We start from the raw sequence: 24,774 nt of genomic DNA, 5'->3' as shown, positions 1-24,774 counted from the left end.
CGTCGGCCCCGTCATCTCGATGACCATCACGCTAGCGGCCGTGTACGCACCGATCGGCTTTCTTGGCGGTCTCACCGGTTCGCTGTTTCGCGAATTCGCCTTCACGCTGGCGGGCTCGGTGATCGTGTCGGGCGTGGTCGCGCTGACGCTGTCGCCGATGATGTGCTCGGTGCTGCTGAAGAACACCGAAGAAGGCCGGTTCTCCAAGCTTGTGAACCGGGTGTTCGGCGCCATCACGCGGTGGTACGGGCGCAAGCTGGACCGCTCGTTGGATTACAAGGCGATCACCGGCCTGTTCGCGGTGACGATCCTCGGCTTGGTCGGCTTCCTCTACATGCACACCTCGAAGGAGCTGGCGCCGGAGGAAGACCAGGGCATCGTGTTTGCGGTGACCAAAGCGCCGAAATACGCCAACATCGACTATGTCGATTTCTATGGCGAGAAGCTCGACAAGGAATTCCAGAAATTCCCCGAGACCGATCTGCGTTTCGTGCTGAACGGCATCAACGGGCCGCAGGGCGGCATCGCCGGCATGCTCCTGAAGCCTTGGGACGAGCGCAAGCGGTCGTCGATCCAGCTCAAGCCGCTGGTGCAGGCCGAGCTCTCCAAGATCGAGGGCGTGCAGGCCTTCGCATTCAACCTGCCGCCGCTGCCGGGCGGGCCGGGCGGTCTGCCGATCCAGATGGTGATCAACTCCACCGCCGGATTCCAGACGGTCTATGAGCAGATGGAGAAGCTGAAGGACGCCGCACGCAAGAGCGGCATGTTCATCGTCTCCGACAGCGACCTTGCCTACAATCAGCCGAACGTGAAGGTCACGATCGATCGGACCAAGGCGCAGGACCTCGGCGTCAACATGCAGAACCTCGGCTCTACGCTCGCGGTGCTGCTTGGCGGCAACTACATCAACCGCTTCAACCTCGAGGGCCGCTCCTACCAGGTGATCCCGCAGGTGCCGCGCGGCAAGCGTCTGTCGCCGGAATCGCTCGGCGGCTACTATGTGACGACCAACACCGGCCAGCAGCTCCCGCTGTCCACGGTGGTGTCGATCGAGACCAAGACCGACCCGAACTCGCTGACCCACTACAACCAGCTCAATTCGGCGACGTTCTCGGCCGTGCCGATGCCCGGCGTGACCGTTGGTGCGGCAGTCGATTTCCTCGAAGGCGAGGCCAAGAAGCTGCCGCAAGGCTTCAGCCACGATTATCTGGCGGACAGCAGGCAGTATGTTCAGGAAGGTAACCAGCTCGCGATCACCTTCGGCTTCGCGCTGATCATCATCTTCCTGGTGCTGGCGGCGCAGTTCGAGAGCTTGCGCGACCCGCTGGTGATCATGATCTCGGTGCCGATGGCGATCGTCGGCGCGCTGATCCCGCTGTTCTTCGGCGTGGCGACGATGAACATCTACACCCAGGTCGGCCTGCTCACCCTGGTCGGCCTGATCACCAAGCACGGCATCCTGATGGTGGAGTTCGCCAATGAGCTCCAGGTCAGCGAGCGGCTCGACCGCCGCTCGGCCATCGAGATGTCGGCGCGCATTCGCCTGCGCCCGATCCTGATGACCACGGCCGCGATGGTGACGGGTCTGATCCCGCTCCTGACTGCGACCGGCGCCGGTGCGGCCAGCCGCTTCTCGATCGGTCTGGTCGTCGTGGCCGGCATGTCGATTGGCACGCTGTTCACGCTGTTCGTGCTGCCGGCGGTCTACGTGGTGCTGGCGACCGACCATCGCGCGGCGGCCGATTCGGAGCGGAACAAGCAAGTCAACGAGCTCGACCTCGGCTCCAACAAGGCCTTGCGGCCGACCTGAGGCTGTAGGCGCGCGAACCAGAGGGCGGCAGCGGTTTCCGTTGCCGCCCTTTTATTGTGTTTTTTGTGCCCCGGCGCGTAGTGAGGCGCCGCACCGGCCATCGGGCGGCCGCTCCCGGGTGCTTGCGAGAGACAAGGTCCGCTCTTCTTGGTAGTTTCCAAGGGATGAGCCTTTCCGTTGTTCCCGACACCCCGCAAGCCAGGACGCTGCCGACCGCGGCAGCGGATGGTGTCCCTGCCGGCGCGGGGATGGGGCAGGGGATCAGGAGCCGGTTGTTCACCAAATATGTCGCGCTGTTCGTGGCCGTGGTCACCGTCGCGCTCCTCGCCAACGGCCTGTTCGAGGTCTTCTTCTATTATCGCGAACACAAGGCCTCGCTGATCCGGGTCCAGCATGAGCAGGCCGAGGCGGCCGCGGCCAAGATCGGGCAGTTTGTCAAGGAGATCGAGAGCCAGCTCGGCTGGACCACGCAACTGCCCTGGTCGGCGGGCTCGATCGAGCAGCGCCGGTTCGACGCGCTGCGGCTGCTGCGTCAGGTGCCTGGGATCACCGAGTTTGCCCAGGTGGATTCGACCGGCAAGGAGCGGTTGCGGGTCTCGCGGCTGGCGATGGATGCGATCGACAGCGGCATCGACCTATCGAGCGACCCAAAGTTCACCGAAGCAGTCGCACACAAGGTCTATTACGGACCCATCTATTTCCGCAGGGAGTCCGAGCCGTACATGACGCTGGCGCTGGCCGGTGCGCGCAAGGATGCCGGCGTCAGCATCGCCGAGGTCAACCTCAAGCTGATCTGGGACGTTGTGTCCCAGATCAAGGTCGGTGAGCGCGGAGTTGCCTACGTGGTCGGACCGGGAGGGCGCCTGATCGCGCATCCCGACATCAGTCTTGTGCTGCGCAACACCGACATGTCTGGTCTCGCGCAGGTGCGCGGCGCTCAAGCCGGGGGCGGCGTCATGCCGGACGCATTGCAGGAGGCGACGAACATTCAGGGGCAGAAGGTTCTGACGGCCTCCGCCCCGATCGCGCCGCTCGGCTGGACAATGTTCGTGGAATTGCCGGTCGAGGAGGCCTACGCTTCGCTCTACGCCTCGTTACAGCGGCTTGCGATCGTGCTGCTGGCGGCTTCGATTTTCGCGGTGCTTGCGGGGATCTTTCTCGCGCGCCGCATGGTCGGTCCGATCCAGGCGCTGCGCAGCGGCGCCGAGCGGATCGGCGGCGGCGACTTCTCCCAGCGCATCTCGATCAAAACCGGCGACGAGTTCGAAGGTCTCGCCGACCAATTCAACGAGATGGGCGCGCGCTTGCAGGAATCCTACGCCGACCTCGAAAACAAGGTCGAACGGCGCACAGCGGAATTGAGCGAGTCCCTGCAGCAGCAGACTGCGACCGCCGACGTGCTGAAAGTCATCAGCCGTTCGGCGTTCGACCTGCAAGCCGTGCTGAACACGCTTGTTGGCTCGGCAGCCCGCCTGTGTGACGCGGACGAGGGAACGATTTTCCGGCCCAATGATGGCGTTTTCTATTTGGCGGCAAGCTGCGGGCTCGGCGCGGAGCAGGAAAACAAGCTTCGGACTTTCGCGTCTGTACCTGAACGGGGAAGTGTGGTCGGCCGCACGCTGCTCGATGGCAAGACGGTTCATGTCCCGGATGTGCAGGCCGACCCGGAATACGCGCCTTCGTCCGCCCGAAGGCGCGCCAACGTACGTACGATGCTGGGTGTGCCCTTGCTTCGAGAGGGCACACCGATCGGCGTGTTCGTTCTGACGCGACACGAGGTGCGGCCGTTTAGCGCGAAGCAGATCGGACTCGCCACGACCTTCGCAGACCAGGCCCTTATCGCGATCGAGAATGTCCGGTTGTTCGAGGAGGTCCAGGAACGGACCAGAGAGTTGTCGCAGTCGCTCGACGACCTGCGCGCCGCCCAGGATCGCCTGATCCAGACCGAGAAGCTCGCGTCCCTCGGCCAGCTCACGGCGGGCATCGCCCATGAGATCAAGAATCCGCTCAACTTCGTCAACAACTTCTCAGCGGTGTCGACCGAGCTGCTCGACGAGCTCAAGGAGACCCTGCAGTCGGCCGCGCTCGACGGCAAGATGAAGGAGGAGGTCGATGAGCTGACCGGCATGCTCAGGAGCAATCTCGAGAAAGTGGTGCAGCACGGCAAACGCGCCGATTCCATCGTCAGGAACATGCTGCTGCATTCGCGCGAGGGCTCCGGCGAGCATCGCGTCGTCGATATCAATGCAGTCCTGGAGGAGAGCCTAAATTTGGCCTACCACGGCGCGCGCGCCGAAAGACCGGCCTTCAACGTCACGTTCCAGCGCGAACTCGATCCCGCCGCCAGTATGGTCGATATCTATCCGCAGGAGATCACGCGCGTCTTTCTCAACCTGATCTCCAACGGCTTCTACGCAACTGCCAAGCGCAAGGAGAGCGCCGTTGACGCCTTCGAGCCGATCTTGCGCGCGGCAACGAAGAACCTCGGCGAGAGAGTCGAGATCCGGATCCGCGACAACGGCACCGGGATCCCGCCCGAGGTGAAGGAGAAGATGTTCAATCCATTCTTCACCACCAAGCCGGCCGGCGAGGGCACCGGGCTCGGCCTTTCCATGAGCCATGACATCGTCGTGAAACAGCACGGCGGCACGATCGACGTGAACACCGAGCCCGGTGTATTCACCGAATTCATCATCACGCTGCCGCGCATGATGGCGGCAAGTGGAACTACTGGAGACAAGACTTGAACGTTTATATCCTGGTCGTCGATGACGAGCCCGACGTCGAGGCGCTGTTCCGGCAGCAGTTCCGGCGGGAGCTGCGCGCGGGACGCTTCCAGATGGAGTTTGCGTCCTCTGCGCCAGATGCGCTGAGGCGCGCGGCCGAAGTTCGCGATCCCTCGCTGATTTTGATTCTCTCGGACATCAACATGCCCGGCATGAGCGGGCTCGACATGCTGCCGAAGGTGCGTGCCGCGCATCCGGATGTTCCCGTCATCATGATCACGGCCTATGGCGATGCCGAAACGCGCCGCAAGGCGATCGAGCGCGGCGCCGTCGGGCTCCTCACCAAGCCGATCGACTTTGCGCTGTTGCGGCAGGAGATCGACACGAGGCTCGAGCAAGCCGCATGACTGCGACCATCCTCTTCGTCGATGATGAACCGGATCTCGAGGCGCTGATTCTGCAAAAATTCCGCAGGCAGATCCGGGACGGGCTCATCGACATCATGTTCGCGCGCGACGGCCTTGAGGCGCTGCAATCGCTTGAGCGGAATCCGCATGTCGATATGGTGGTCTCCGACATCAACATGCCGCGGATGGACGGACTGTCGCTGCTCACGAAGCTTCAGGAGGCCGAGGACAAGAAGTCGACCATCATCGTCTCCGCCTATGGTGACATGAGCAACATCCGTACCGCCATGAACCGCGGCGCGTTCGACTTCCTGACCAAGCCGATCGATTTCGCCGATCTGGAAGCCACGATCGATAAAACCATTCGCCACGTCGAGATGCTGCGCGAGGTGCGGCGGCGCCAGATGGAAGCCGAGCGCGCCCATGCCTCGCTGTCGCGCTTCTTCTCGCCGGAGATCGCAAGGCGCCTGGCGGCGGATGTCGCCGGCGACGGCATGGAGGTGCAGTGGCGCGACGTCGCGACCATCTTTACCGACATCACCGGCTTCACCTCGCTGGTGGAGAGCGCACCGCCCCAGATGCTCGGCGAGCTCCTCAATGAATATGTCGGCGGCATGACCGAGATCGTCTTCGCACATGAGGGGACGGTCACGAAAATCATCGGCGATGCGATCCAGGTGCTCTTCAACGCGCCGGGGGACCAGCCGGATTATGCGACGCGTGCAGTCACTTGCGCACATGATCTCGACGCCTGGGCGGAGGCCTTCTCGGCGCGTTGGAGGGGCAGAGGCGTGAATTTCGGGACCACTCGGATCGGCGTGCATGCAGGCCCGGCGCTGGTCGGTAATTTCGGCGGCAATCGCTTCTTCGACTACACCGCCTACGGCGACACCATCAATATTGCGGCGCGGCTGGAGGCTGCCAACAAGCATCTGGGAACGCGCATGTGTGTCAGCATCAGCGTCGCCACGTCGGCCGATAACTTTCAAGGCCGCCCAATAGGCGAGCTGATGCTGCGCGGACGCAGCGAGCCGCTGCGCGCGTTCGAACCGCTGTCGGAGGCCAAATTCGAAGCGTCGGAAACGGCGCTATATTCCCAGGCTTTTGCCAAGATGGAGGCCGGCGACGTCGCCGCCATGCCGGCATTCGCGGCGCTGGTCGGCATGAACGCCGACGATCCCCTGGCCGGCTTTCACCTGAAGCGCCTGCTCAACGGCGCCAAGGGCATTCGCATGCAACTGGAATAGGAGTCCGTCATGATTCGTGAGTTCTCTGCCGGCAATTATCGTTTCATTCCGTCCGTGTTCCAGTATTCGGCGGGTGCCGCCGCAGATGACGGCTACGAGATCGAGCGCGTCCGGTTCGATCGCCTGGTGCCGCTTGCGGAAGGATTTGCGCTGGCGGCAAAGCTCATCCAGGAGGCAGGGCGGCCGCTCACGGCGTTCTGTGCCTGCGAATTGCGCTCGCCGGCGGCCTTCAGCGAGGAAGGTTTTCGCGCGTTCAACCTGCACTATGTGAAGACGCTGTCGGAATGGGGGATCTTCGACGGCACCAACAATCCCGTGGCACGCAGCAATGTCTGTCCCGAGATCGATCCGCCGTCGGAGCCGTCGTTCTACGCGTTCTCCTTCACGCGCCCGACCCCGTCGAAATCGCCGAGCTTCGTGATCGCCGGCGGAGCCGAGGCTCGCGAGGGCAGCGGCACCTATGTCGAGCGCACGGTACGTTACCGCGACCTCAGCCCGGAAGGGCTGCGGGAGAAGGTACGCTTCACGACGACCGCGCAGATGGAGAACCGGATGGCGGCCTTCGGCTTCGGCTGGAAGGACACCACCGGCGTGCAGGCCTATTCGGTGCATGACTTCCATCACGCGCTGGTCGACGAGTTGGTGCGCCGCGGCGCGTTGCGCTCCGGCCTCACCTGGCATTTTGCCCGACCACCCGTGGTCGATCTGGAATATGAGATGGACTGCCGCCGCGTGATGCGGGAGATCGTCATTTAAGATCCTCATCCTGAGGAGCGGCCGCTAGGCCGCGTCTCGAAGGATGGCTACAGGGACAGTCGGGCCTTCATGGTTCGAGACGCGCGTAAGAACGCGCTCCTCACCATGAGGGACAGCTAGCGCTGGCGCGGGTCGAGCGCGTCGCGCAGGCCGTCGCCAAGCAGGTTCAGCGACAACACCACGAGGAAGATCGCGAGCCCCGGCCAGATCGCCATCCAGGGCGCCTGGGTCAGGAAGCGCTGTGCGGCATTGAGCATGCTGCCCCAGGACGGTGCCGGCGGTTGCTGGCCCAGGCCAAGGAACGACAGCGCCGCTTCGGCGATGATGGCGGCGGCGATCGACAGCGTCGCCTGAACCAGCAGCGCCGGAAGGATGTTCGGCAGGATGTGCGAGAATGCGATCCGCCATGGCGGATTGCCGAGTGCGCGCGCGGCCTCGACATAATCCTCGGCCTTGACGCTCAGCACCTGGCCGCGGGTCAGGCGGATGAAGATCGGGGTGGCCGAAATGCCGATGGCGATCATGGCGTTGCCGAGGCTGGGGCCGAGGAATGCCGCGAGCGCAATTGCCAGGATCAGGAACGGGCAGGCGAGCATTGCGTCCGTGATCCGGCTGATCAGTGCGTCGGTGAAGCCGCCGCGATAGCCTGCGAGGAGGCCCAACGGGACGCCGATGCCGAGCGCGATCGCAACCGAGATCAGGCCCGCGAGCAGCGAGGCTCGCGCGCCGTAGACGACGCGGCTCAGGATGTCGCGGCCGAGTTCGTCGGTGCCGAACCAGTGCGCGGCGGTCGGCGGCTTGCGCACCAGGCTCCAGCTCGTCGCGATGGGATCGAAGGGAACGAGGACCGGCGCAAGCACCGCAAGAAGGATGAACGCGATGATCACGATGAGGCCAAACACAGCGGCCTTGCGCTTGAACAGGCGCCGCCGCGCGCGGCGTGCCGGGCTGTCCAGCTCGTGAGCTTGCGTGAGGGGACTGGCGAGCGTCGTGTCGCTCATGGCACTAGCCCCGCAGCCGCGGATTGACGAGAATATAGGCGACGTCCGCAATGAGATTCAGCGTGATGTAGACGGTGGCTGTCACCAGCACCACGCCCTGCACGACCGCATAATCGCGATTGAACACCGCATCCACAATCAGCTTGCCGAAGCCGGGGATGGAGAAGATCTGTTCGGTCAGCACGGCGCCTGACAGCAGCGTGCCGAGCTCGAGCGCACCGAGCGTGATGATAGGTGTCAGTGCGTTACGCATCGCGTGCTTGAGGATGACCGAGCGTTCCAACAGTCCCTTGGCGCGCGCAGTGCGGACATAGTCGCTCTCCATCACCTGGAGCATAGCGCTGCGGGTGTGCCGCATCAGGATCGCGGCAATTGCATTGCCGAGCACGAAGGCGGGCATGATGGTGGCAGCCAGGCTCGCGCGCCAGTTTTCGGTGAGCGGCACATAGCCCGAGGCCGGCAACCAGCCGAGCTCGATCGAGAACAGGAAGATCAGCATGATGCCGAGCCAGAAGTTCGGCGTGGAGATGCCCCATAGCGCGAAGAAATTGGCGCCATAGTCCCAGACGGTGCCCTTCTTCACCGCCGCGACAATGCCGGCGGGGATGCCGATCAGGAAAGCGATCAGGATTGCCATCGAGCCGAGCTGTAAGGTCACCGGCAGCTTCTGCGCGATCAGCTCGCGCACCGGCATCTTGTTGCGCAGCGATTCGCCGAAATCGCCGGCGAGTACGCCCTTGATCCAATAGGCGTACTGCACAGGGATGGGCTGATCGAGCCGGTACTGATGCCGGATCTGTTCGATCACGGCAGGATCGCGCTCTTCGCCCGCCATCACCAGCGCAGGATCTCCCGGCAACAATTGCTGGAGCGAGAAGATCAGCACCGAGACGAAGAACAGTGTCGGCACGATCTGCACAAGGCGGCGCGCGAGGAACTTCAGCATCCCTTCATTGTCACTTCAGCTTGAGGCCGATAACGCGCACGAGCCCGTCAGGCATCTGCCTGTAGCCTTCGAGCTTCGTCGCATGCGCGATGATGATGCGGCGGTGGTAGAGGTACAGGAGGGGCTCTTCGTCCTGGACCAGCCTCGCCAGGGCTTCGTAACTGGCTTTGCGCTTGGTGGGATCGGTCACCGATCGCGCATCCTCCAGCGCCTTGTCGGCCTGCGCATTGTTCCAAGCGCCGTAATTCTGCGGCGCGCCGCTGTGCAGGAAGACGAAGGTGTTGCCGTCGGGATCGACGCGCCCGCTCCAGGCCAGCATGAAGGCTTGGTAATCGCCGGCCTCAGCCTGCTTCAGCCCGGTTGCGAATTCGGTGACGCGGAGCTTCATGTCGAACCCGGCTTCGGCCGCCATGGACTGGATCACCTGCGCCGGCGTTTCGGTCTCCGCGCCCTTCGATACCAGGAAATCGACGCTGACCGGCGGTGTCACGCCGGCTTCCTTCAGCAGCGCCTTGGCCTTCTCGACGTTGCGGGGACGGACCGGCAGGGATTTCTGATAATAGGGATGATCGGGATTGACCCATTGATTGCCAACCTGAAACTCGCCGTTGAACACGACCTGGTTGATCGCCTCGCGGTCGATGGCAAGGTCGAGCGCCTGGCGCACCTTGGCCGATTGGCTGAGTGGCCCCTTGGCCTTGTCCTTGCCGATGTTGAGCGTGATGCCCTGATACCCGAGCTCGATGGCGGTCGCGACCTTCAGCCGCGAATCCGCGCGGACCTCCTTGAGGTCGGTGGCGAGCACGCGCTCGATCAGGTCCAGTCCACCGGATTTCAGGTTCGCGAGCCGCACCGTGGCATCGACGATCGGCTGGAACACGATACGATCGATGAAGACGTTGTCCTTGTTCCAGTAGTCCGCGAACCTCTCGAATACGATGCGGTCCTGCTGCACGCGTTCGACGAACTTATAGGGGCCGGCGCAGACCGGACGCAGGCCGAACTTATCGCCGGCTTCCTTCGCCGCCTTCGGCGACATCATCATGCCCGCGCGATCGGTGAGCTGCGCGAGCAATGGCGAGAACGGCGACTTCAGTACCAGCTTGATCGTGAGGGGATCGACGACCTCGACGTGATCGACCGAGGCCAGCTCCGGCTTGCGGAACGAGCCGGGAAAGGTGAGGTGGCGTTCCAACGAGAACTTGGCGGCCTCGGCATCGAACGGCTCGCCGTCGTGGAATTTCACACCGGGGCGGAGCTTGATGACGAGCGCCTTGCCGTCGTCGTCCGTTTGGCTCGATAGCGCGAGCTGCGGCACGATGTTGAGCTTCTCGTCGATGTCGAACAGCTTGTCGCAGAATGCGGAGAACACGATCCGGCCGACATAGGTGCGCGCCATGGTCGGATCGAGGATGTCGGGGTCCTCGGCGAGGCCGATGCGCAGCGTGGTCTGGGCTTGCGCTGTTACGACCGACAGCAGGAAGGCGGTGGCCGTTATGGCCAGGCGAAACATGTTCATCGGGCAGTCCCCATTGCTTCGGCTACGTCGTGGTGGGTGCGGTGCCTTGTATACCAACCCCGGAAACCGCTGCGCCTTCCGTCTTTCGGCTGAAAGCCGCGACCAATTTCGCAAGTGCTGGCGAAAACCCGCCGGCTGCCGGCAGGATGGCGTCGGTAGACGGTAGCTCTGCCGTACGGTGACAGGCGGCGGCGTGGCCCGCGCTGTCTGCCAGGAGCTCCGGCGCTTCAATGCGACAGCGCTCGACAACGAAGGGGCAGCGGGTATGGAAGCGGCAGCCCGCCGGCGGATTGAGTGCGCTCGGGATCTCGCCCGTCAATAGGACGGTCGTTCGTTTCGCTTTCGGCTGGGGCAGGGGGATCGCGGACAACAGCGCCCGGCTATAGGGATGGCGGGGCGCTGCGAACAGCGCGTCCGCCTCCGCCGTCTCGACGATCTGGCCAAGATTCATCACCGCCACGTGGTCGGCGATATGCTTGACCACCGCGAGGTCATGCGACACGAAAATATAGGCGAGGCCGAGCCGGTCCTGGAGCTCGCGCAGCAGGTTGAGGATCTGCGAGCGGATCGAGACATCCAGCGCCGAGACCGGCTCGTCGCAGACGATCAGCTTCGGCTCGACTGCGAGCGCACGGGCGATGGCAATGCGCTGGCGCTGACCCCCGGAGAATTCATGCGGATAACGGCGCTCCAGCCGCGGCTCCAGCCCGACCAGCCGCAGCAGTTCGGCGACCCGCCCGCGCCGCTGCGTCGGCGGCACCAGATCGTGCAGCGCCAGCGGCTCGGTCAGGATCTGGCCGACGGTCATGCGCGGATTGAGCGAGGCGTAGGGGTCCTGGAAGATGATCTGGGCTTCGCGGCGGAAGGCGCGGAGCGCATTGGCGTCGAGGGAGAGAAGATCGCGGCCGTCAAAACGAACCGTACCCGCGTCCGGCTCGATCAGCCGCAGCACCAAGCGGCTGACGGTGGATTTGCCGCAACCGGACTCACCGACCAGGGCCAGCGTCTTGCCGGCCTCGAGCGAGAAGCTGACGCCATCGACGGCCTTGACATGCGCCCGCGCGCGGCCGAACAGCGAGCGTTCGGCGACGAAATGCTTGACCAGGTCTTGGACCTCGAGCAGTGCCATCACGACACCAAACGTTCGAGCGGCGCACGGATGCAGCGCGAGAGGTGGCCGGGGCTGACTTGCAGCAGTGGCGGCGGCGCCCTGGTGCAGGCGTCCAGCACGAACGGGCAGCGCGCGGCGAAGCGGCAACCGGCGGGCAGCCGTGCCATGTTCGGCACCATGCCTTCGATCGTGGCGAGCTGCTCGGCGCGATGATCGAGCCGCGGGATCGAGCCAAGCAGGCCGACCGTGTAGGGATGCTGCGGCGCCGAGAACAATTCGTCGACAGGCGCGCGTTCGACGATCTCACCGGCATACATCACCGCGACCTCGTCGCAGACTTCGGCGACGACGCCGAGATCATGCGTGATCAGGATGATGGCGGCACCGCTCGCCGCCTTCAACTCGCGCATCAGCTCCAGAATCTGGGCCTGCAAGGTGACGTCGAGCGCCGTGGTCGGCTCGTCCGCGATCAGCAGGCGCGGATCGCAGGCGAGCGCCATTGCGATCATCACGCGCTGGCGCATGCCGCCGGAGAGCTTGTGCGGGAATTCGTCGATCCGTCGCTCCGGTGAGGGGATGTGGACGCGGCGCAGGAGCTCGATCGCCCGCTCCCGCGCATTGCGCCGCGAACCGCCGCGATGGCGCTGGATCGTCTCGATGATCTGCTCGCCGATGGTCAGGCTCGGGTTAAGTGAGGTCATCGGCTCCTGAAAGATCATCGCCAGACGGTTGCCGCGCAGGTCGCGTAGCGTCTGGTCCGGCGTCTTCAAGAGGTCGAGCCCCTCGAAGCGGATCGCTCCGGATATCTCCGCGCTTCTCTTCGGCAGCAGGCCCATGATCGCCAACGAAGTCACGCTCTTGCCGCAGCCGGATTCGCCGACGAGGCCGAGCGTCGCGCCATTGGCGACGCTGAGATCGACGCTGTCGACCGCATGCGTGATACGGCCGTCGTCGCCGTGGAAGCGGATGCGCAGATCCTTGATCTCGATGAGTGGGGTGGCGCTCATGACTGTCTTGCGCGGGCTGCGGTGATGCTGGCGTCGATCACGCTGCGATCGGTGTTGCCGGCCGGATTCTGCCGCGTCGGCATGGAGGCGCGGAAGTGCACCCAGAGCTCCTGGCTGACACGCTCGAGCCGTTCGAGCTCCCCCAGCGGATCGGGATGATCGTCGGCCCGAATGTCGAGCGCCGGCCATTCCTCCTCGCCGTGGATCAACAGCGCGGCCGACTGCTTGCCGCGCTTGTCGCCGCCGGCGGCTTCGCCCGCACGCATGGCCGCGAGCAGGCGGCGCGGAAAGGGCAGGCTGTCGTTGGCAATGTAGGTCTTGGCCGTCTCGTCGAGCACGTCGGCTCCCGTCAGCATGTTGCCGGCGATCGAGAAGCCGCTGCCTGCGATGTGCCCGCACCATTCGACGCAATCGCGCCCGGTGTGCGCGGCGATGTCGCCGCTAGCGTCCATGATGTGGATCTGCCGGCTTTCGCGGCCGTCATCGGTCGCGAGCAGGGCGGCGAGCACGTCGTGTGCATTGAGGCCTTCGCGCAGCAGCTTGACACCGTCGATGCCGTAATAGGGATTGACGAAGGCCTGCGTCGCGATGGCGCCGAGGCCGGCGGCAATGTACGGAACACGCGCGCCGACCGCGAAGAAGCGGGTCGCGACGACAATGCCGAACTGGCCGGTGGCAGCATCTCGCGCGATGATCGACCAGGTCATGTGCTGCCTTCAGCGTCCCGCGGCATAGCCCTGCATCCCGCGCGGATTGGCGGCAGCGCGTCGACGGGGGCCGACGCGCGAGGCCGCGGTAAGACGGCCTTCGGACCAGTCGGGACCGACCTCGACGATATGCCCGCGCTCGCGAAGGTTCTCGATCGTGGCCTTTGGCACGCGGTTCTCGACCACGAGCACGCCCGGGCGCGCAGTGCGCGGCCAGAACGAGATCGGAAAATGCTCGGAGTGCCAAGCCGGCGCGTCGATCGCCTCCTGGAGGTTGAGGTTGCAATGGACGTGGCGCAGGAAGAACTGTGTGATCCACTGGTCCTGCTGATCGCCGCCCGGCGAGCCCCAGGCGAGATAGGGCTCGCCGTCGCGCAGCGCCATGGTCGGCGACAGCGTGGTGCGCGGCCGCTTGCCCGGCGCAAGCGCGGCGGGATGGTTCTCCTCCAGCCAGAACATCTGCGCACGGCTGCCGAGGCAGAAGCCGAGCTCGGGAATGATCGGCGAGGATTGCAGCCAGCCGCCCGATGGCGTCGAGGACACCATGTTGCCGGCCTCATCGATGATGTCGAAATGCACGGTGTCGCCGCGCACTTCGCCGAAGCGGCCCACCGTCGGCTCGCCGGCGCCGAGCGCGCCGACCGCCTCGCGCTGGCCCTCGGCACGGCGCAGCCTGACCACGCCACCAAAACCCTCGACCGTGCCGGGCACGAAGTCGAGCGAGGCCTTGTCGGTGACGAGCTTGCGGCGCTCGTCATTATAAGCATCCGACAGCAGCGTCGTGATCGGGATCTCGGTGAATTTGGGGTCGCCGTAGAATTTTTCGCGGTCGGCGAATGCCAGCTTGGCGCATTCGATCTGGAAATGGATGAACTCCGGCCCGGTCGGATCGAGCCCATCGAGCGCAAAGCCTTTCAACAGAGCGAGCTGCTGAAGCGTCACCGGCCCCTGGCTCCAGACGCCGGCCTTGCAGACGGTGTAGCGACCGTAATCGTAGGTGAGCGGCGCCTCGATCGTCGGCTGCCACCGCGCCATGTCGTCCGCTGAGAGGACGCCGCGATGCGGCGAGCCGCTGACGTCCATCACCTCTTGCGTCCGACAGAATTTGTCGATTGCTTCTGCGACAAAGCCTTGCGACCAAGCCTTGCGCGCGCGCTCGATCTCGGCGTCGCGGCCGCCGCCGCCGCTTTCGGCTTCGCTGAGAATGCGGGAGTAGGTCGCAGCCAGTGTCTTGTTGGTGAACAGCGTACCGGGCTTTGGCACTTCACCGTTCGGCAGGTAGACGGCAGCCGAGGTCGGCCAATGCTTGCGGAACAACTGCTCGACGGTCTGGATTGTGGCGCAGGCGCGCTCGACCAGCGGATAGCCGTCACGCGCATAGGAGATCGCGGGCTCCAGCACGTCGCGCACACGCATCGTGCCATAGTCGCGCAGCAGCATCATCCAGGATTCGAAGGTGCCGGGGACGCAAGCGGCGAGCAGGCCGGTGCCGGGCACCATGTCGAGTCCCTCGCTCCTGTAGTGCGCGATGGTGGCGCGCGCCGGTGCGGGGCCCTGGCCGCAGATCACCTCGGTGCGCCCGCGCTTCACGTCATGGACGATGATGGGCACATCGCCGCCGGGGCCGTTGAGATGCGGCTCGACGACCTGGAGCGTGAAGGCTGTGGCGACGCCGGCATCGAAGGCGTTGCCGCCCTTCTCCAGAATGGCCATGCCGACGGCGGTCGCGATCCAGTGCGTGCTGGCGACGACCCCGAAGGTGCCTTCGATTTCCGGTCTCGTCGTGAACGGATCGGGATTGATGTTGCTGGCCATAGGCTACCTCATTTGCGGCGCGCGCAATTGATCACAGGGCCACCCCGCCGCCAAATGCGCAGGTTGCATGGCACGCGCGCGTCACGCCGGGATCGGCGCGGTGTTGACCGCGTGGCAGGCGACGCCGTCGATCAGTTCGGGGGTCTCCTTGCGGCAGCGATCGAACGCCAGCGGGCAGCGCGGATTGAAGGCGCATCCGGGGGGCGGATTGATCGGGTTCGGGATCTCGCCCTTGACTGGAATGCGCTGGCGGCCGCTCATGGCGAGATCAGGCACGGCACCGAGCAGCATCTTGGTGTAGGGCATGCGCGGACGGGCGAACAGCTCGCGTCCTTCCGCGATCTCGACGATGCGGCCGAGATACATCACGCCGACCCGGCTCGCCATGTGGCGGACCACGGCGAGGTTGTGGCTGATGAACATGTAGGTCAGGCCGAATTTGTCCTGGAGGTCGCGCATCAGGTTCAGGATCTGCGCCTGCACTGAGACGTCCAGGGCCGAGGTCGGCTCGTCGCAGACGATGAACTCGGCGTCCGATGCGAGCGCGCGCGCGATCGCGATGCGCTGGCGTTGGCCGCCAGAGAATTCATGCGGAAATTTCAGTCGGTCGTCGGGGTGCAGGCCGACGAGGCTGAGCAGCTCGCCGACGCGCGACTGGATGTCACGCTCACCCTGGATCAGGTCGAAGGCGCGGATCGGCTCGGAGATGATGGCGTCGACCCGGAAGCGGGGGTTCAGGCTCGCATACGGATCCTGGAAGATCATCTGGATGCGGCGGCGCAGCTTGCGGCGTGCGGGAGCCTGTCGCGGATCGGTCATCGACACGCCGTCGATCAGCACGTCGCCGGAGCTCGGCGGCAGCAGGCCGACGACCATCCGCGCCACCGTGGTCTTGCCGGAACCGGATTCACCGACCAGAGCAAACGTCTCGCCCTTCCTGATCTCGAAGGTGACGTGGTCGACCGCCTTGAGATATTCGAGATGCCCGCCTTCGAGCACGCGGTTGAGCCATGGCTTCGACACGTCGAACACCCGGCGCAGATTTCTAGCCTGGACGAACGGTGCGCTCATACCGCGCTCTCCGCCGGCACATTGTCATAGAGGTGGCAGGCGACCGACTGCGCGCCACGTGGGAGCGGCTCCGGCCGCTCCACGCGGCAGCGGTCAAAGGCGAACGCGCAGCGCGGGTTGAACGAGCAGCCCGGCGGGATCGCCGACAGGCGCGGCATCGACCCGGGAATCTGCACGAGGCGCTTGTCGTCTCCGGCCAGCGTCGGGATCGCGCCCATCAGCCCCTTGGCGTACGGGTGTAGCGGGTTCTTCACGACGTCCTGCACGGGACCGATCTCGGCGATGCGGCCGGCATACATCACCGCGACGCGGTCCGATGTCTCTGCGATCACGCCCATGTCGTGGGTCACCAGCATCACGGCCGTGCCGTGGTCGCGCCCGAGCCGCTTGATCAGCGAAATGATCTGCGCCTGCACGGAGACGTCGAGCGCGGTCGTCGGCTCGTCCGCGATGATCAGCTCCGGTTCGGCGCAGATCGCCAGCGCAATCACCACGCGCTGGCGCATGCCGCCGGAGAATTCATGGGGATAGCCGTCGATGCGTTTTTCCGGCGCTGGGATGCCGACTTCGGCCAAGAGTTCGACGGCGCGGCGCCGCGCCGCTTGTTCGGAGAGATTGAGATGGGTTCGGATCGTCTCCACGATCTGGTCGCCGACCCGGTAGAGCGGATTAAGCGAGGTGAGGGGATCCTGGAAGATCATGCCGATGCGCTTGCCCCGGATGCGGCGCATCTCTTCCGGCGGCAGATTGTCGATGCGCAGGCCCGCGAGATGAATCTCGCCGCCGGCGATGCGGCCGGGTGGATCGATCAGACCGATTACCGAGAGGCCGGTGACGGATTTGCCGGCGCCGGATTCGCCGACGACGCCGAGCACCTCGCCCTTGGCAATGTCGAAGGAGATGCCGTCGATGGCGCGCAGCGTGCCGCGGCGGGAGGCGAACTCCACATGAAGATTACGCACGGAGAGAACAGGTACGGTCATGAGCGAGGCGTACTCATCTGAGCTTCGGGTTGAGCGCGTCGCGCAGCCAGTCGCCGAGCAGGTTGATCGAGAGGATCAGCGCTGCCAGCGCAAGCCCCGGGAAGGCGACGATCCACCATTCGCCGGCGAACAGGTAGTTGTTGCCGATCCGGATCAGCGTGCCGAGCGAGGGCATGGTGTCGGGCAGCCCGACGCCGAGGAAGGACAGCGTCGCCTCGGTGATGATCGCAAGAGCGAGATTGATCGTGGCGATCACCAGGATCGGGCCCATCGTGTTCGGCAGCACATGCCGCAGCATGATCTTCGGTGCGGGCAGACCGATCAGCTGCGCGGCGGCGACGTAGTCCTTGTTCTTCTCGACCATCACGGAACCGCGCACGGTCCGGGCGTAACCCACCCAGAAACTGAGGCCGATCGAGATCACCAGCACGACCAGCATGCTGGTGGCATCCAGCCGGTTGCCAAGGATCGATTTGGCGACGCCATTGACCAGCAGCGCGATCAGGATGGCGGGGAAGGTGAGCTGCACGTCGGCGATGCGCATGATCACGCCATCGACTGCACCGCCGAAATAGCCGGCGATCAGGCCGAGCGCGATACCGAGCGCACCGGCGAAGATCACGCCGGCCACACCCACGGCGAGCGAGATGCGCATGCCGTAGAGAATGGCGGAGAACACGTCGCGGCCCTGCTCGTCAGTGCCGAGCAGGAACGGGCTCTGGCCGTCGGCGGTCCACAGCGGTGAAATACGCGAATTCATCAATTGCAGTTGTGCCGGATCGAACGGGTTCTGCACCGCGAGCGCGGATGCAAAGATCGCAAGCAGGAAGAACAAGACCGTGATGGCCGCCGCTACCATGGTGAGCTTGGAGCGCCGAAACGAATAGAAGATATCGCTGTCGAGCGTGCGGCTGAGCCAGCCGCGGGCCGTTTGCGCTGGCTGCGTGCTCTGCCCATTGGAATTGGAGACGACTGCGTCGGACATACAGGCTGCCTTACGTGGCGCGGCCGACGGTCGCGCGTAGACGCGGATCGACCACGGTGTAGAGGATATCGACCACCAGATTGATGGTGACGAAGATCAGCGAGACCATCAGCAGGTAGGCGGCCATGATCGGGATATCGACGTTTTGCACGGCCTGCACGAACAGAAGTCCCATGCCCGGCCATTGGAACACGGTTTCGGTGATGATCGAAAATGCAATAACCGAGCCAAACTGCAATCCCGCCACCGTGATCACGGGGATGAGCGTGTTCTTCAGCGCGTGGCCGAAATGGATGGCGCGGGTGGTCAACCCGCGCGCGCGGGCGAAGCGGATATAGTCGGTTCGCAGCACCTCCAGCATCTCCGCGCGCACCAGCCGCATGATCAGGGTCATCTGGAACAGGCCGAGCGTGATCGCGGGCATGATCAGCGCCTTCAGGCCCGAAAGCGTGAGCAGGCCCGTAGTCCACCAGCCGAGCTTCACCACCTCGCCGCGGCCGAAGGAGGGCAGCCAGCCCAATGTCACCGCGAACAGATAGATCAGAAGAATACCGATCAGGAAAGTCGGCAGCGAGATGCCGATCAGCGAAACCGCCTGGAATAACTTGGCGAGCACGGTGTCGCGCTTGAGCGCCGAATAGACGCCCATCAGGATGCCGAGCACCATTGCAAAGACGGTCGCGCAGATCGCAAGCTCCAGCGTCGCGGGCATGCGCTCCATCAACAGCGTCGAGACCGGCTGGCGGAACTGATAGGACACGCCGAACTTGAATTGCGCGGCATCGGCGAAATAGCGCACGAACTGCACCGGCACGGGATCATCGAGGCCGAGCGACTTGCGCACGGCTTCGCGTTCGGCCGCCGACGTGTCGATCGAGACGATCTGGTTGACGGGGTCGCCGGCGAAACGGAACATCGAGAAGGCGATGATGCCGACGGCGAACATGACGCCGATGGCCTGAACGGCGCGGCGAAGAGTGAAAGCGAGCATGCCTTCCACTGTCCTTGAGTGTGTGTCTGGCCGACGCCTTTGTCAGCCGGAAAAGGAAAGGTCCCGGAGGCCTGATGCTGCCGGGACCTTGTGTTCAACGGAGGCTATTCCTTCTTGGTCGCCCAGTGGAACATGACGAGATTGTCGGCGCGCTGCGGCAGGTTGACCTTTTTCGATACGCCCCAGGCCAGCGCCTGCTGGTGCAGCGGGATGTACGCCCAGTCCTTGTTGGCGATTTCGTAGGCTTGCTTGATCAGCTGGTTGCGCTTGGCGGTGTCGGTTTCAACCAGCACCTTGTCGGTGATGGCGTCGAACTCCTTGTTGCAATAGCCGCCGAGATTGGCTTCGCCGCGCGAGGATTTCGCATCGTCCCGGCAGCCCATGATGTCGTAGAGCACGTTGTGGGAATCCATCGTGCTCGGCGTCCAGCCCAAGAGATAGAACGAGGTCTGGTAGCCGCCTTGCTTGAGCACCTTGGCGAAGTATTGCGCCTTCGGCTGCGCCAGGAGATTGATCTTGATGCCGATACGGGCGAGCATGCCGACGACGGCCTGGCAGATCGCCGCATCGTTTACGTAACGATCGTTCGGGCAATCCATGGTGACCTCGAAGCCATCGGGGTAACCGGCCTCGGTCAGGAGCTTCTTGGCGCCATCGGGGTCGAATTTCGGCCGCGTGAACTCCTTGGACAGCGCGAACAGTTCCGGCGCAATCATCAGAGCTGACGGCGTCGACAGCCCGCGCATCACGCGCGTCTTGATCAGCTCGATGTCGATAGCCTTGTAGAAGGCTTCGCGGACGCGGACGTCCTTGAACGGATTCTTGCCCTTGATGTTGGAGTAGAGCAACTCGTCGCGGGTCTGATCGAAGCCGATGAAGAGGGTGCGCAGTTCCGGCCCTTTCAGCACCTGGGCATTCGGGCTGGAATCGACGCGGGAGATGTCCTGGATCGGCACCGGCTCGATAACGTCGACTTCGCCCGAGAGCAGCGCGGCAACGCGGGTGGCGTCGGAGGCGATCGGAGTGAAGGTGATCTCCTTCAGGTTACCATCCATCTTGCCCCAGTAATTGGGGTTGGCCTTGAACACCGTCTTCACGCCGGGCTGATGGCTTTCGATGATGAAGGGGCCGGTGCCGTTCTCGTGGAGCGAGGCGTAGCTCGGCGTGGTTGCCGCCACCGGCGTCGGATCGACGACGTTGTTCTCCTCGGCCCATTTCTTGTCCATGATATACCAGACATCCCACGACGAATGCAGGATGGGATTGGGCGAGGGCAGGACGAAATCGACGGTGTAGTCGTCAACCTTGACGACCTTGACGTCGGGTGCAAGGCGGGTCTGCATATTGGACCCCTTCTTGCGGACGCGATCGGCGGAGAACAGCACGTCGTCGGCGGTGAACGGATCGCCGTTATGGAATTTCACGCCCTTGCGCAGGTGGAAGCGCCAGCGGGTCGGCTCCGGCGTCTCCCAGCTTTCCGCCAGCGCCGGAATGATCTTGAGATCCTTGTCGCGCGCGGTGAGGCCCTGATAGACGTGGCCGAGATGGGCGTGGGTGGTGCTCTCGTTGAGGGTATAGGGATCGAGCGACTTCAGGTCGCCCTGGTTGGCATAGCGTAGTGTCTGGCTCTTCGCCGGCGAGACCGAGAACGCAGCCATACCGGCGAGCGTCGCCACAAACAGACTTCGACCTACTGACATTCTTGACCCTCTCCACACTGCCGTGCCGGTGATTTTTGATTTGTTCGGCCGGCCGATCAATCCATGTTGCCCAGAGTTCTCGACCCGTGCAAGCGCCATTCCAGCAAGGAACGCGCCAAGTTGCACCGCTGTGCAGCAATGCTGATCGTGCCGCCTGGCTTGGGCGGCTTACGACTTTGGACTTGGTTGACCATATTCGGCCGTTGCGGGTCGGGACATGTCGCGCCGGCATCAGGCGCTTGCGTCGCACCACAACTCGCGGCGATACTGCCGGCAGGCCGCTCGAATCTCATCCGGAGGGGACATGAAGGTTAATATCGAAATCGACTGCACTCCCCTCGAGGCCCGCCAATTCTTTGGACTGCCCGACGTGTCGCCGATGCAGACGGCGGTGATGGACAAGCTGCAGCAGCAGGTCCTGAGCAACATCGACAAGGTCTCGCCTGAATCGTTGGTGCAGAGTTGGTTTACATACGATCCCAAGCTCGCCGAACGGTTTCAGGACATGTTCGTCGCGATGGCAGGCCTCGGCGGCACGCGCAGCAGCGACAAGAAGAAATAGTGTCATCAGGGCCGGACGGGACGCGGGATTCCGGCCGGCTTCGTCCGCCGGGTATCGGGCTGCTACTTGCCGAGGCTCGGGGTCTGCTCGAATTCAATGCGAGCCTGCTGCTGTCACCGCTGCTGATGCGCGCGCCCAGGGGCGACGGCCATCCGGTGCTGGCGCTGCCGGGCTTCCTCGCCAGCGATCTCTCGATGGCACCGATGCGACGCTATCTCAGCGAGCTCGGTTATGAGGCACATGCCTGGCGGATGGGCCGCAATCTCGGCGGGCTCGGGCGGATGCGGGATTCGCTGCGCATGCGCTTGGCCGAGATCCACGCCGCGTCGCGTCGCAAGGTCAGCCTGATCGGATGGAGCCTCGGCGGCGTCTATGCCCGCGATCTCGCACTTCAGGCGCCGGAGATGGTCCGCTATGTCGTCACGCTCGGCAGCCCTTTTGCCAACGACGTACGGGCGACCAACGTCACGCGGCTGTACGAGGCGCTGTCCGGCGAGCGGGTCGAGGATTTTGCCGAACAGCGCGAGGCGCTCGCCGGCGATCTGCCGGTGCCCACGAGCTCGATCTATTCGCGTGCCGACGGCATCGTGAACTGGCGGACCTGTCTGCTCCGTCCCTCTGCCCGTGCCGAGAACATCGAGGTGCACCTGGCGAGCCATATCGGGCTCGGGGTCAATCCCGCGGCGCTATGGGCCGTGGCGGACCGCCTGGCGCAATCGGAGGGGGAATTCCGGCCATTTGACCGGGCCGGGCCGTTTGCCATTGCATATGCCCCGGCGGAACAGGCAGTATCGGCCTGACGAGAAGCGCCGACCAAAGGCGCCCGTCTAGTCTTGCGGGAGGGAATTATGGCTGACGGGAAGAAGCTGTCGTCGCTGGACGCGTCGTTTCTCTATCTGGAAACGCCGGAAATGCCGATGCATGTCGGAAGCATGGCAATCTTTCGCCTGCCCGACGACTACAAGGGCGACTTCTTCGAAGACTTCAAGGCCATGATCGTCTCGCGCCTGCACATCGCGCCGATCCTGAAGGCGCGGCTGGAGAAGGCGCCGCTGGACATCGATCATCCCTCCTGGGTCGAGGACGATCAGTTCGACATCGATCGTCACATTTTCCGGGCCAGCCTGCCGCAGCCGCGCGACCGCGCCACGCTCGAACGCATCGTCGGCTGGATGCATGCCAAGCTCCTGAACCGGGCCCGTCCGCTCTGGGAGTTCTACGTGTTCGAGGGCATGAAGGACAACGAGGTCGGCCTTTATTCCAAGATGCATCATGCCGCCATCGACGGGGGCGCCGGTGCAGCCTTCACCAACATGATCTATGACATCTCGCCGATCCCGCGGAAGGTCGATCCGCCGACGGCTGGATCCAAGCCCGGACAGGAGCCGCGCGATATCGCGGCCAACCTGCTCGATTCCTATCAACAGCTTTTCAGCCAGCCGCTCGACGCGTCGGCGGCCGCGAAGAACCTGCAATTGCCGCGTACCGGCAAGAGCGACATCGGCTCGATCCTGTTCGACAATGCGATGTACCAGATCGAGAGCGCGGTGCGGTTTGCCGGCAACATCCCGACGGTGCTCAAGAGCGTCTCCGACGTGCTCGGTAAGGTCGCAGATCCGAAATCGCGCGAGAGCCTCGCCAGCATGGTGTCGCCGCCGACCATGCTCAACAAGACCATCTCGTCGGAGCGGAGCTTCGCCGGCGTATCGATCTCGTTGTCGCGGGCCAAGGCGCTGGCCAAGCAGGCCGGCGGCAAGCTCAATGACGTCGTGCTGGCGCTCGCCTCCGGCGTGGTCCGCCGTTATCTTCAGCAATATGGCACGCTGCCGGCGAAATCGCTGACTGCGGCGGTGCCGATCTCGCTGCGCGAGGAGGGCAACACCGAGGCCAATAACCAGGTGTTCGGCATGATCTGCTCGATCGCAACCAACATCGACAATCCAAAGGCGCGGCTGGAAGCCATCATCGCGCAATCGGCCAAGTCCAAAGAGATGTCGCATCCACTGCGGGCGCTGATGCCGCAGGTCTCCAACATCTCGATGCTGGGTGCCCCGATCATGGTGCAGATCCTGGCGCTGCTCTACGGCCGCTCCAACCTGTCCGACGTGCTGCCGCCGGCCGCCAATATCACGGTGTCCAACGTCCCGGGACCGCGGCAGACGCTCTATGCTGCAGGGGCCGAGCTTCTGCACATTTTTCCGGTCTCGATCTCGACGCATGGGCAGGCGCTCAACATCACCGTGCAGAGCTATCGGGACCAGCTCGATTTCGGCTTCATCGTCGGCGCCAACATCATTCCGCATGTGCAGGTGATGTGCGACATGCTGCCGGAAGAGTTCGCCGCACTGGAGGCGGCCTATGCGCCGCCCGCGGCCGACATCAAGCGCGCTGCGGAATAAGGAGTTCGCGATGATTGAAATGCCGCCGCTCAAGTTCGCGACGACGAACGGAATCCGCATGGGCTATTACGAGGCTGGCCCGGCAGACGACAAGCCGCCGGTCGTGCTGTGCCACGGCTGGCCCGAGCTCGCCTTTTCCTGGCGCCACCAGATCAAGGCACTGAGCGAGGCCGGCATCCGCGTGATCGCGCCCGACCAGCGCGGCTACGGTGCGACCGACCGGCCCGAGCCGGTCGAGGCCTACGACATTGAGCACCTGACCGGCGATCTCGTCGGACTGCTTGATCATCTGCAGATCGATAAGGCGATCTTCGTCGGTCACGATTGGGGCGGCTTCATCGTCTGGCAGATGCCGTTGCGGCACATCGACCGGGTCGCCGGGGTAGTCGGCATCAACACGCCCCACACCAATCGCGCCTGGGCCGATCCGATCGAGCTGTTGCGCGCACGCTTCGGCGACAAGATGTACATCGTTCAATTCCAGGATCCGGCGCGCGAGCCGGACAGGATTTTCGGCAGCCGTGTCGAACAGACTTTCGATGCGTTCATGCGTAAGCCGGTGCCGCGCCCGGCCGACACCCCGCCGGAGGAGGTGGTTGCCGGTGTCGGCGCTTCGCCGCGGCTCAATCTGGCATTTCCGCAGATGATTGCCGGCTATGATGCGAGGCACGATCCGCGTACGCCGATCCTGTCGCCGGAAGAGAAGAAAGTCTTCGTCGATGCCTTCACCAAAACGGGTTTTACCGGCGGCATCAACTGGTACCGCAACATGTCGCGCAACTGGGCGCGCTCCGAAGGGCTCGATCATACGGTCCGCGTGCCGTCGCTGATGATCATGGCCGAGAACGACGCGGTGTTGCCGCCATCCTCCGCTGATGGCATGGACAAGCTGATTCCCGATCTCGAGAAGTATCTCGTTAAGGACAGCGGCCATTGGACGCAGCAGGAGAAGCCGGAAGAGGTCAGTGCCAAGCTGATCGAATGGCGTAGAAGGCGGTTCGGCTAGGCCGTTATTGCGAGCGCAGCGAAGC

21 protein-coding genes are annotated in these 24,774 nt (G+C 64.2%); 9 read left to right on the top strand and 12 right to left on the bottom strand.

Annotation, left to right across the window (positions count from 1 at the left end):
• From IVA91_RS01830 to IVA91_RS01810, 5 genes are all read left to right on the top strand, one after another.
• The coding region (locus IVA91_RS01830) for an efflux RND transporter permease subunit (RefSeq protein WP_247458285.1) at positions 1 to 1,810 on the top strand (1,810 nt) is incomplete at its 5' end.
• Between the two features lie 164 nt (positions 1,811 to 1,974).
• On the top strand, positions 1,975 to 4,557 hold the full coding sequence (locus IVA91_RS01825; protein ID WP_247458284.1) for an ATP-binding protein: 2,583 nt from the start codon (positions 1,975 to 1,977) through the stop codon (positions 4,555 to 4,557).
• Complete coding sequence (locus tag IVA91_RS01820; protein ID WP_247279850.1) at positions 4,554 to 4,943, top strand: response regulator; 390 nt, start codon at positions 4,554 to 4,556, stop codon at positions 4,941 to 4,943. The genes IVA91_RS01825 and IVA91_RS01820 overlap by 4 nt, the downstream gene beginning before the upstream one ends.
• A complete protein-coding gene (locus tag IVA91_RS01815; protein ID WP_247279849.1) occupies positions 4,940 to 6,190 on the top strand; it encodes an adenylate/guanylate cyclase domain-containing protein in 1,251 nt (416 codons plus the stop codon). The genes IVA91_RS01820 and IVA91_RS01815 overlap by 4 nt, the downstream gene beginning before the upstream one ends.
• A gap of 9 nt (positions 6,191 to 6,199) precedes the next feature.
• Positions 6,200 to 6,946, top strand: a complete 747-nt coding sequence (locus tag IVA91_RS01810) for a hypothetical protein (protein ID WP_247279848.1) — start codon at positions 6,200 to 6,202, stop codon at positions 6,944 to 6,946.
• Between the two features lie 116 nt (positions 6,947 to 7,062).
• Here IVA91_RS01810 and IVA91_RS01805 read toward each other — a convergent pair whose 3' ends face one another.
• The 12 genes from IVA91_RS01805 to IVA91_RS01750 all read right to left on the bottom strand — a co-directional run bounded on the left by IVA91_RS01805 (position 7,063) and on the right by IVA91_RS01750 (position 20,782).
• Positions 7,063 to 7,947, bottom strand: a complete 885-nt coding sequence (locus tag IVA91_RS01805; protein WP_247279847.1) for an ABC transporter permease — start codon at positions 7,945 to 7,947, stop codon at positions 7,063 to 7,065.
• A gap of 4 nt (positions 7,948 to 7,951) precedes the next feature.
• Positions 7,952 to 8,893, bottom strand: a complete 942-nt coding sequence (locus IVA91_RS01800; RefSeq protein WP_247279846.1) for an ABC transporter permease — start codon at positions 8,891 to 8,893, stop codon at positions 7,952 to 7,954.
• Between the two features lie 10 nt (positions 8,894 to 8,903).
• A complete protein-coding gene (locus tag IVA91_RS01795; RefSeq protein ID WP_247279845.1) occupies positions 8,904 to 10,412 on the bottom strand; it encodes an ABC transporter substrate-binding protein in 1,509 nt (502 codons plus the stop codon).
• A gap of 22 nt (positions 10,413 to 10,434) precedes the next feature.
• Positions 10,435 to 11,541, bottom strand: a complete 1,107-nt coding sequence (locus IVA91_RS01790) for a dipeptide ABC transporter ATP-binding protein (RefSeq protein ID WP_247279844.1) — start codon at positions 11,539 to 11,541, stop codon at positions 10,435 to 10,437.
• Positions 11,541 to 12,530 carry an ABC transporter ATP-binding protein gene (locus IVA91_RS01785; RefSeq protein ID WP_247279843.1) on the bottom strand — a complete coding sequence of 330 codons (990 nt, stop codon included), beginning with the start codon at positions 12,528 to 12,530 and terminating at the stop codon, positions 11,541 to 11,543. Before IVA91_RS01785 ends, IVA91_RS01790 begins: the two co-directional genes overlap by 1 nt.
• Positions 12,527 to 13,237 (bottom strand): DUF1028 domain-containing protein, encoded by a 711-nt coding sequence (locus IVA91_RS01780; protein WP_247279842.1) that lies wholly within the window; start codon positions 13,235 to 13,237, stop codon positions 12,527 to 12,529. The genes IVA91_RS01785 and IVA91_RS01780 overlap by 4 nt, the downstream gene beginning before the upstream one ends.
• A gap of 9 nt (positions 13,238 to 13,246) precedes the next feature.
• On the bottom strand, positions 13,247 to 15,052 hold the full coding sequence (locus tag IVA91_RS01775; protein ID WP_247279841.1) for a gamma-glutamyltransferase family protein: 1,806 nt from the start codon (positions 15,050 to 15,052) through the stop codon (positions 13,247 to 13,249).
• An 81-nt stretch (positions 15,053 to 15,133) separates the two neighbouring features.
• The gene (locus IVA91_RS01770) at positions 15,134 to 16,123 is read right to left on the bottom strand and encodes an oligopeptide/dipeptide ABC transporter ATP-binding protein (RefSeq protein WP_247279840.1); all 990 of its coding nucleotides are present in this window, start codon (positions 16,121 to 16,123) and stop codon (positions 15,134 to 15,136) included.
• Positions 16,120 to 17,106, bottom strand: a complete 987-nt coding sequence (locus tag IVA91_RS01765; protein WP_247279839.1) for an ABC transporter ATP-binding protein — start codon at positions 17,104 to 17,106, stop codon at positions 16,120 to 16,122. Before IVA91_RS01765 ends, IVA91_RS01770 begins: the two co-directional genes overlap by 4 nt.
• Positions 17,107 to 17,119: 13 nt before the next feature.
• On the bottom strand, positions 17,120 to 18,091 hold the full coding sequence (locus IVA91_RS01760; RefSeq protein WP_247279838.1) for an ABC transporter permease: 972 nt from the start codon (positions 18,089 to 18,091) through the stop codon (positions 17,120 to 17,122).
• A 10-nt stretch (positions 18,092 to 18,101) separates the two neighbouring features.
• Positions 18,102 to 19,082 (bottom strand): ABC transporter permease, encoded by a 981-nt coding sequence (locus IVA91_RS01755; RefSeq protein ID WP_247279837.1) that lies wholly within the window; start codon positions 19,080 to 19,082, stop codon positions 18,102 to 18,104.
• Between the two features lie 104 nt (positions 19,083 to 19,186).
• On the bottom strand, positions 19,187 to 20,782 hold the full coding sequence (locus IVA91_RS01750; protein ID WP_247458280.1) for an ABC transporter substrate-binding protein: 1,596 nt from the start codon (positions 20,780 to 20,782) through the stop codon (positions 19,187 to 19,189).
• 304 nt (positions 20,783 to 21,086) lie between these two features.
• Between IVA91_RS01750 and IVA91_RS01745 the strand changes: the two genes are divergently transcribed.
• Genes IVA91_RS01745 through IVA91_RS01730 form a run of 4 tightly spaced genes read left to right on the top strand, consistent with a single transcriptional unit; the run spans position 21,087 to position 24,749 of the window.
• Positions 21,087 to 21,344, top strand: a complete 258-nt coding sequence (locus tag IVA91_RS01745) for a DUF6489 family protein (RefSeq protein WP_091891548.1) — start codon at positions 21,087 to 21,089, stop codon at positions 21,342 to 21,344.
• On the top strand, positions 21,344 to 22,144 hold the full coding sequence (locus IVA91_RS01740; protein ID WP_247279834.1) for an alpha/beta hydrolase: 801 nt from the start codon (positions 21,344 to 21,346) through the stop codon (positions 22,142 to 22,144). Before IVA91_RS01745 ends, IVA91_RS01740 begins: the two co-directional genes overlap by 1 nt.
• 48 nt (positions 22,145 to 22,192) lie before the next feature.
• Positions 22,193 to 23,743, top strand: coding sequence for a wax ester/triacylglycerol synthase family O-acyltransferase (locus tag IVA91_RS01735; RefSeq protein WP_247279833.1), 1,551 nt, complete (start codon positions 22,193 to 22,195; stop codon positions 23,741 to 23,743).
• A gap of 10 nt (positions 23,744 to 23,753) precedes the next feature.
• Positions 23,754 to 24,749 (top strand): alpha/beta hydrolase, encoded by a 996-nt coding sequence (locus tag IVA91_RS01730; protein ID WP_247279832.1) that lies wholly within the window; start codon positions 23,754 to 23,756, stop codon positions 24,747 to 24,749.
• Positions 24,750 to 24,774: the final 25 nt, after the last annotated feature.

It is taken from the genome of Bradyrhizobium sp. 153, from assembly GCF_023073835.1.
Classification (GTDB): Bacteria; Pseudomonadota; Alphaproteobacteria; order Rhizobiales; family Xanthobacteraceae; genus Bradyrhizobium.
The sequence above is the reverse complement of the archived record's forward strand: the minus strand, read 5'-3'. Positions and strand labels throughout refer to the sequence as shown.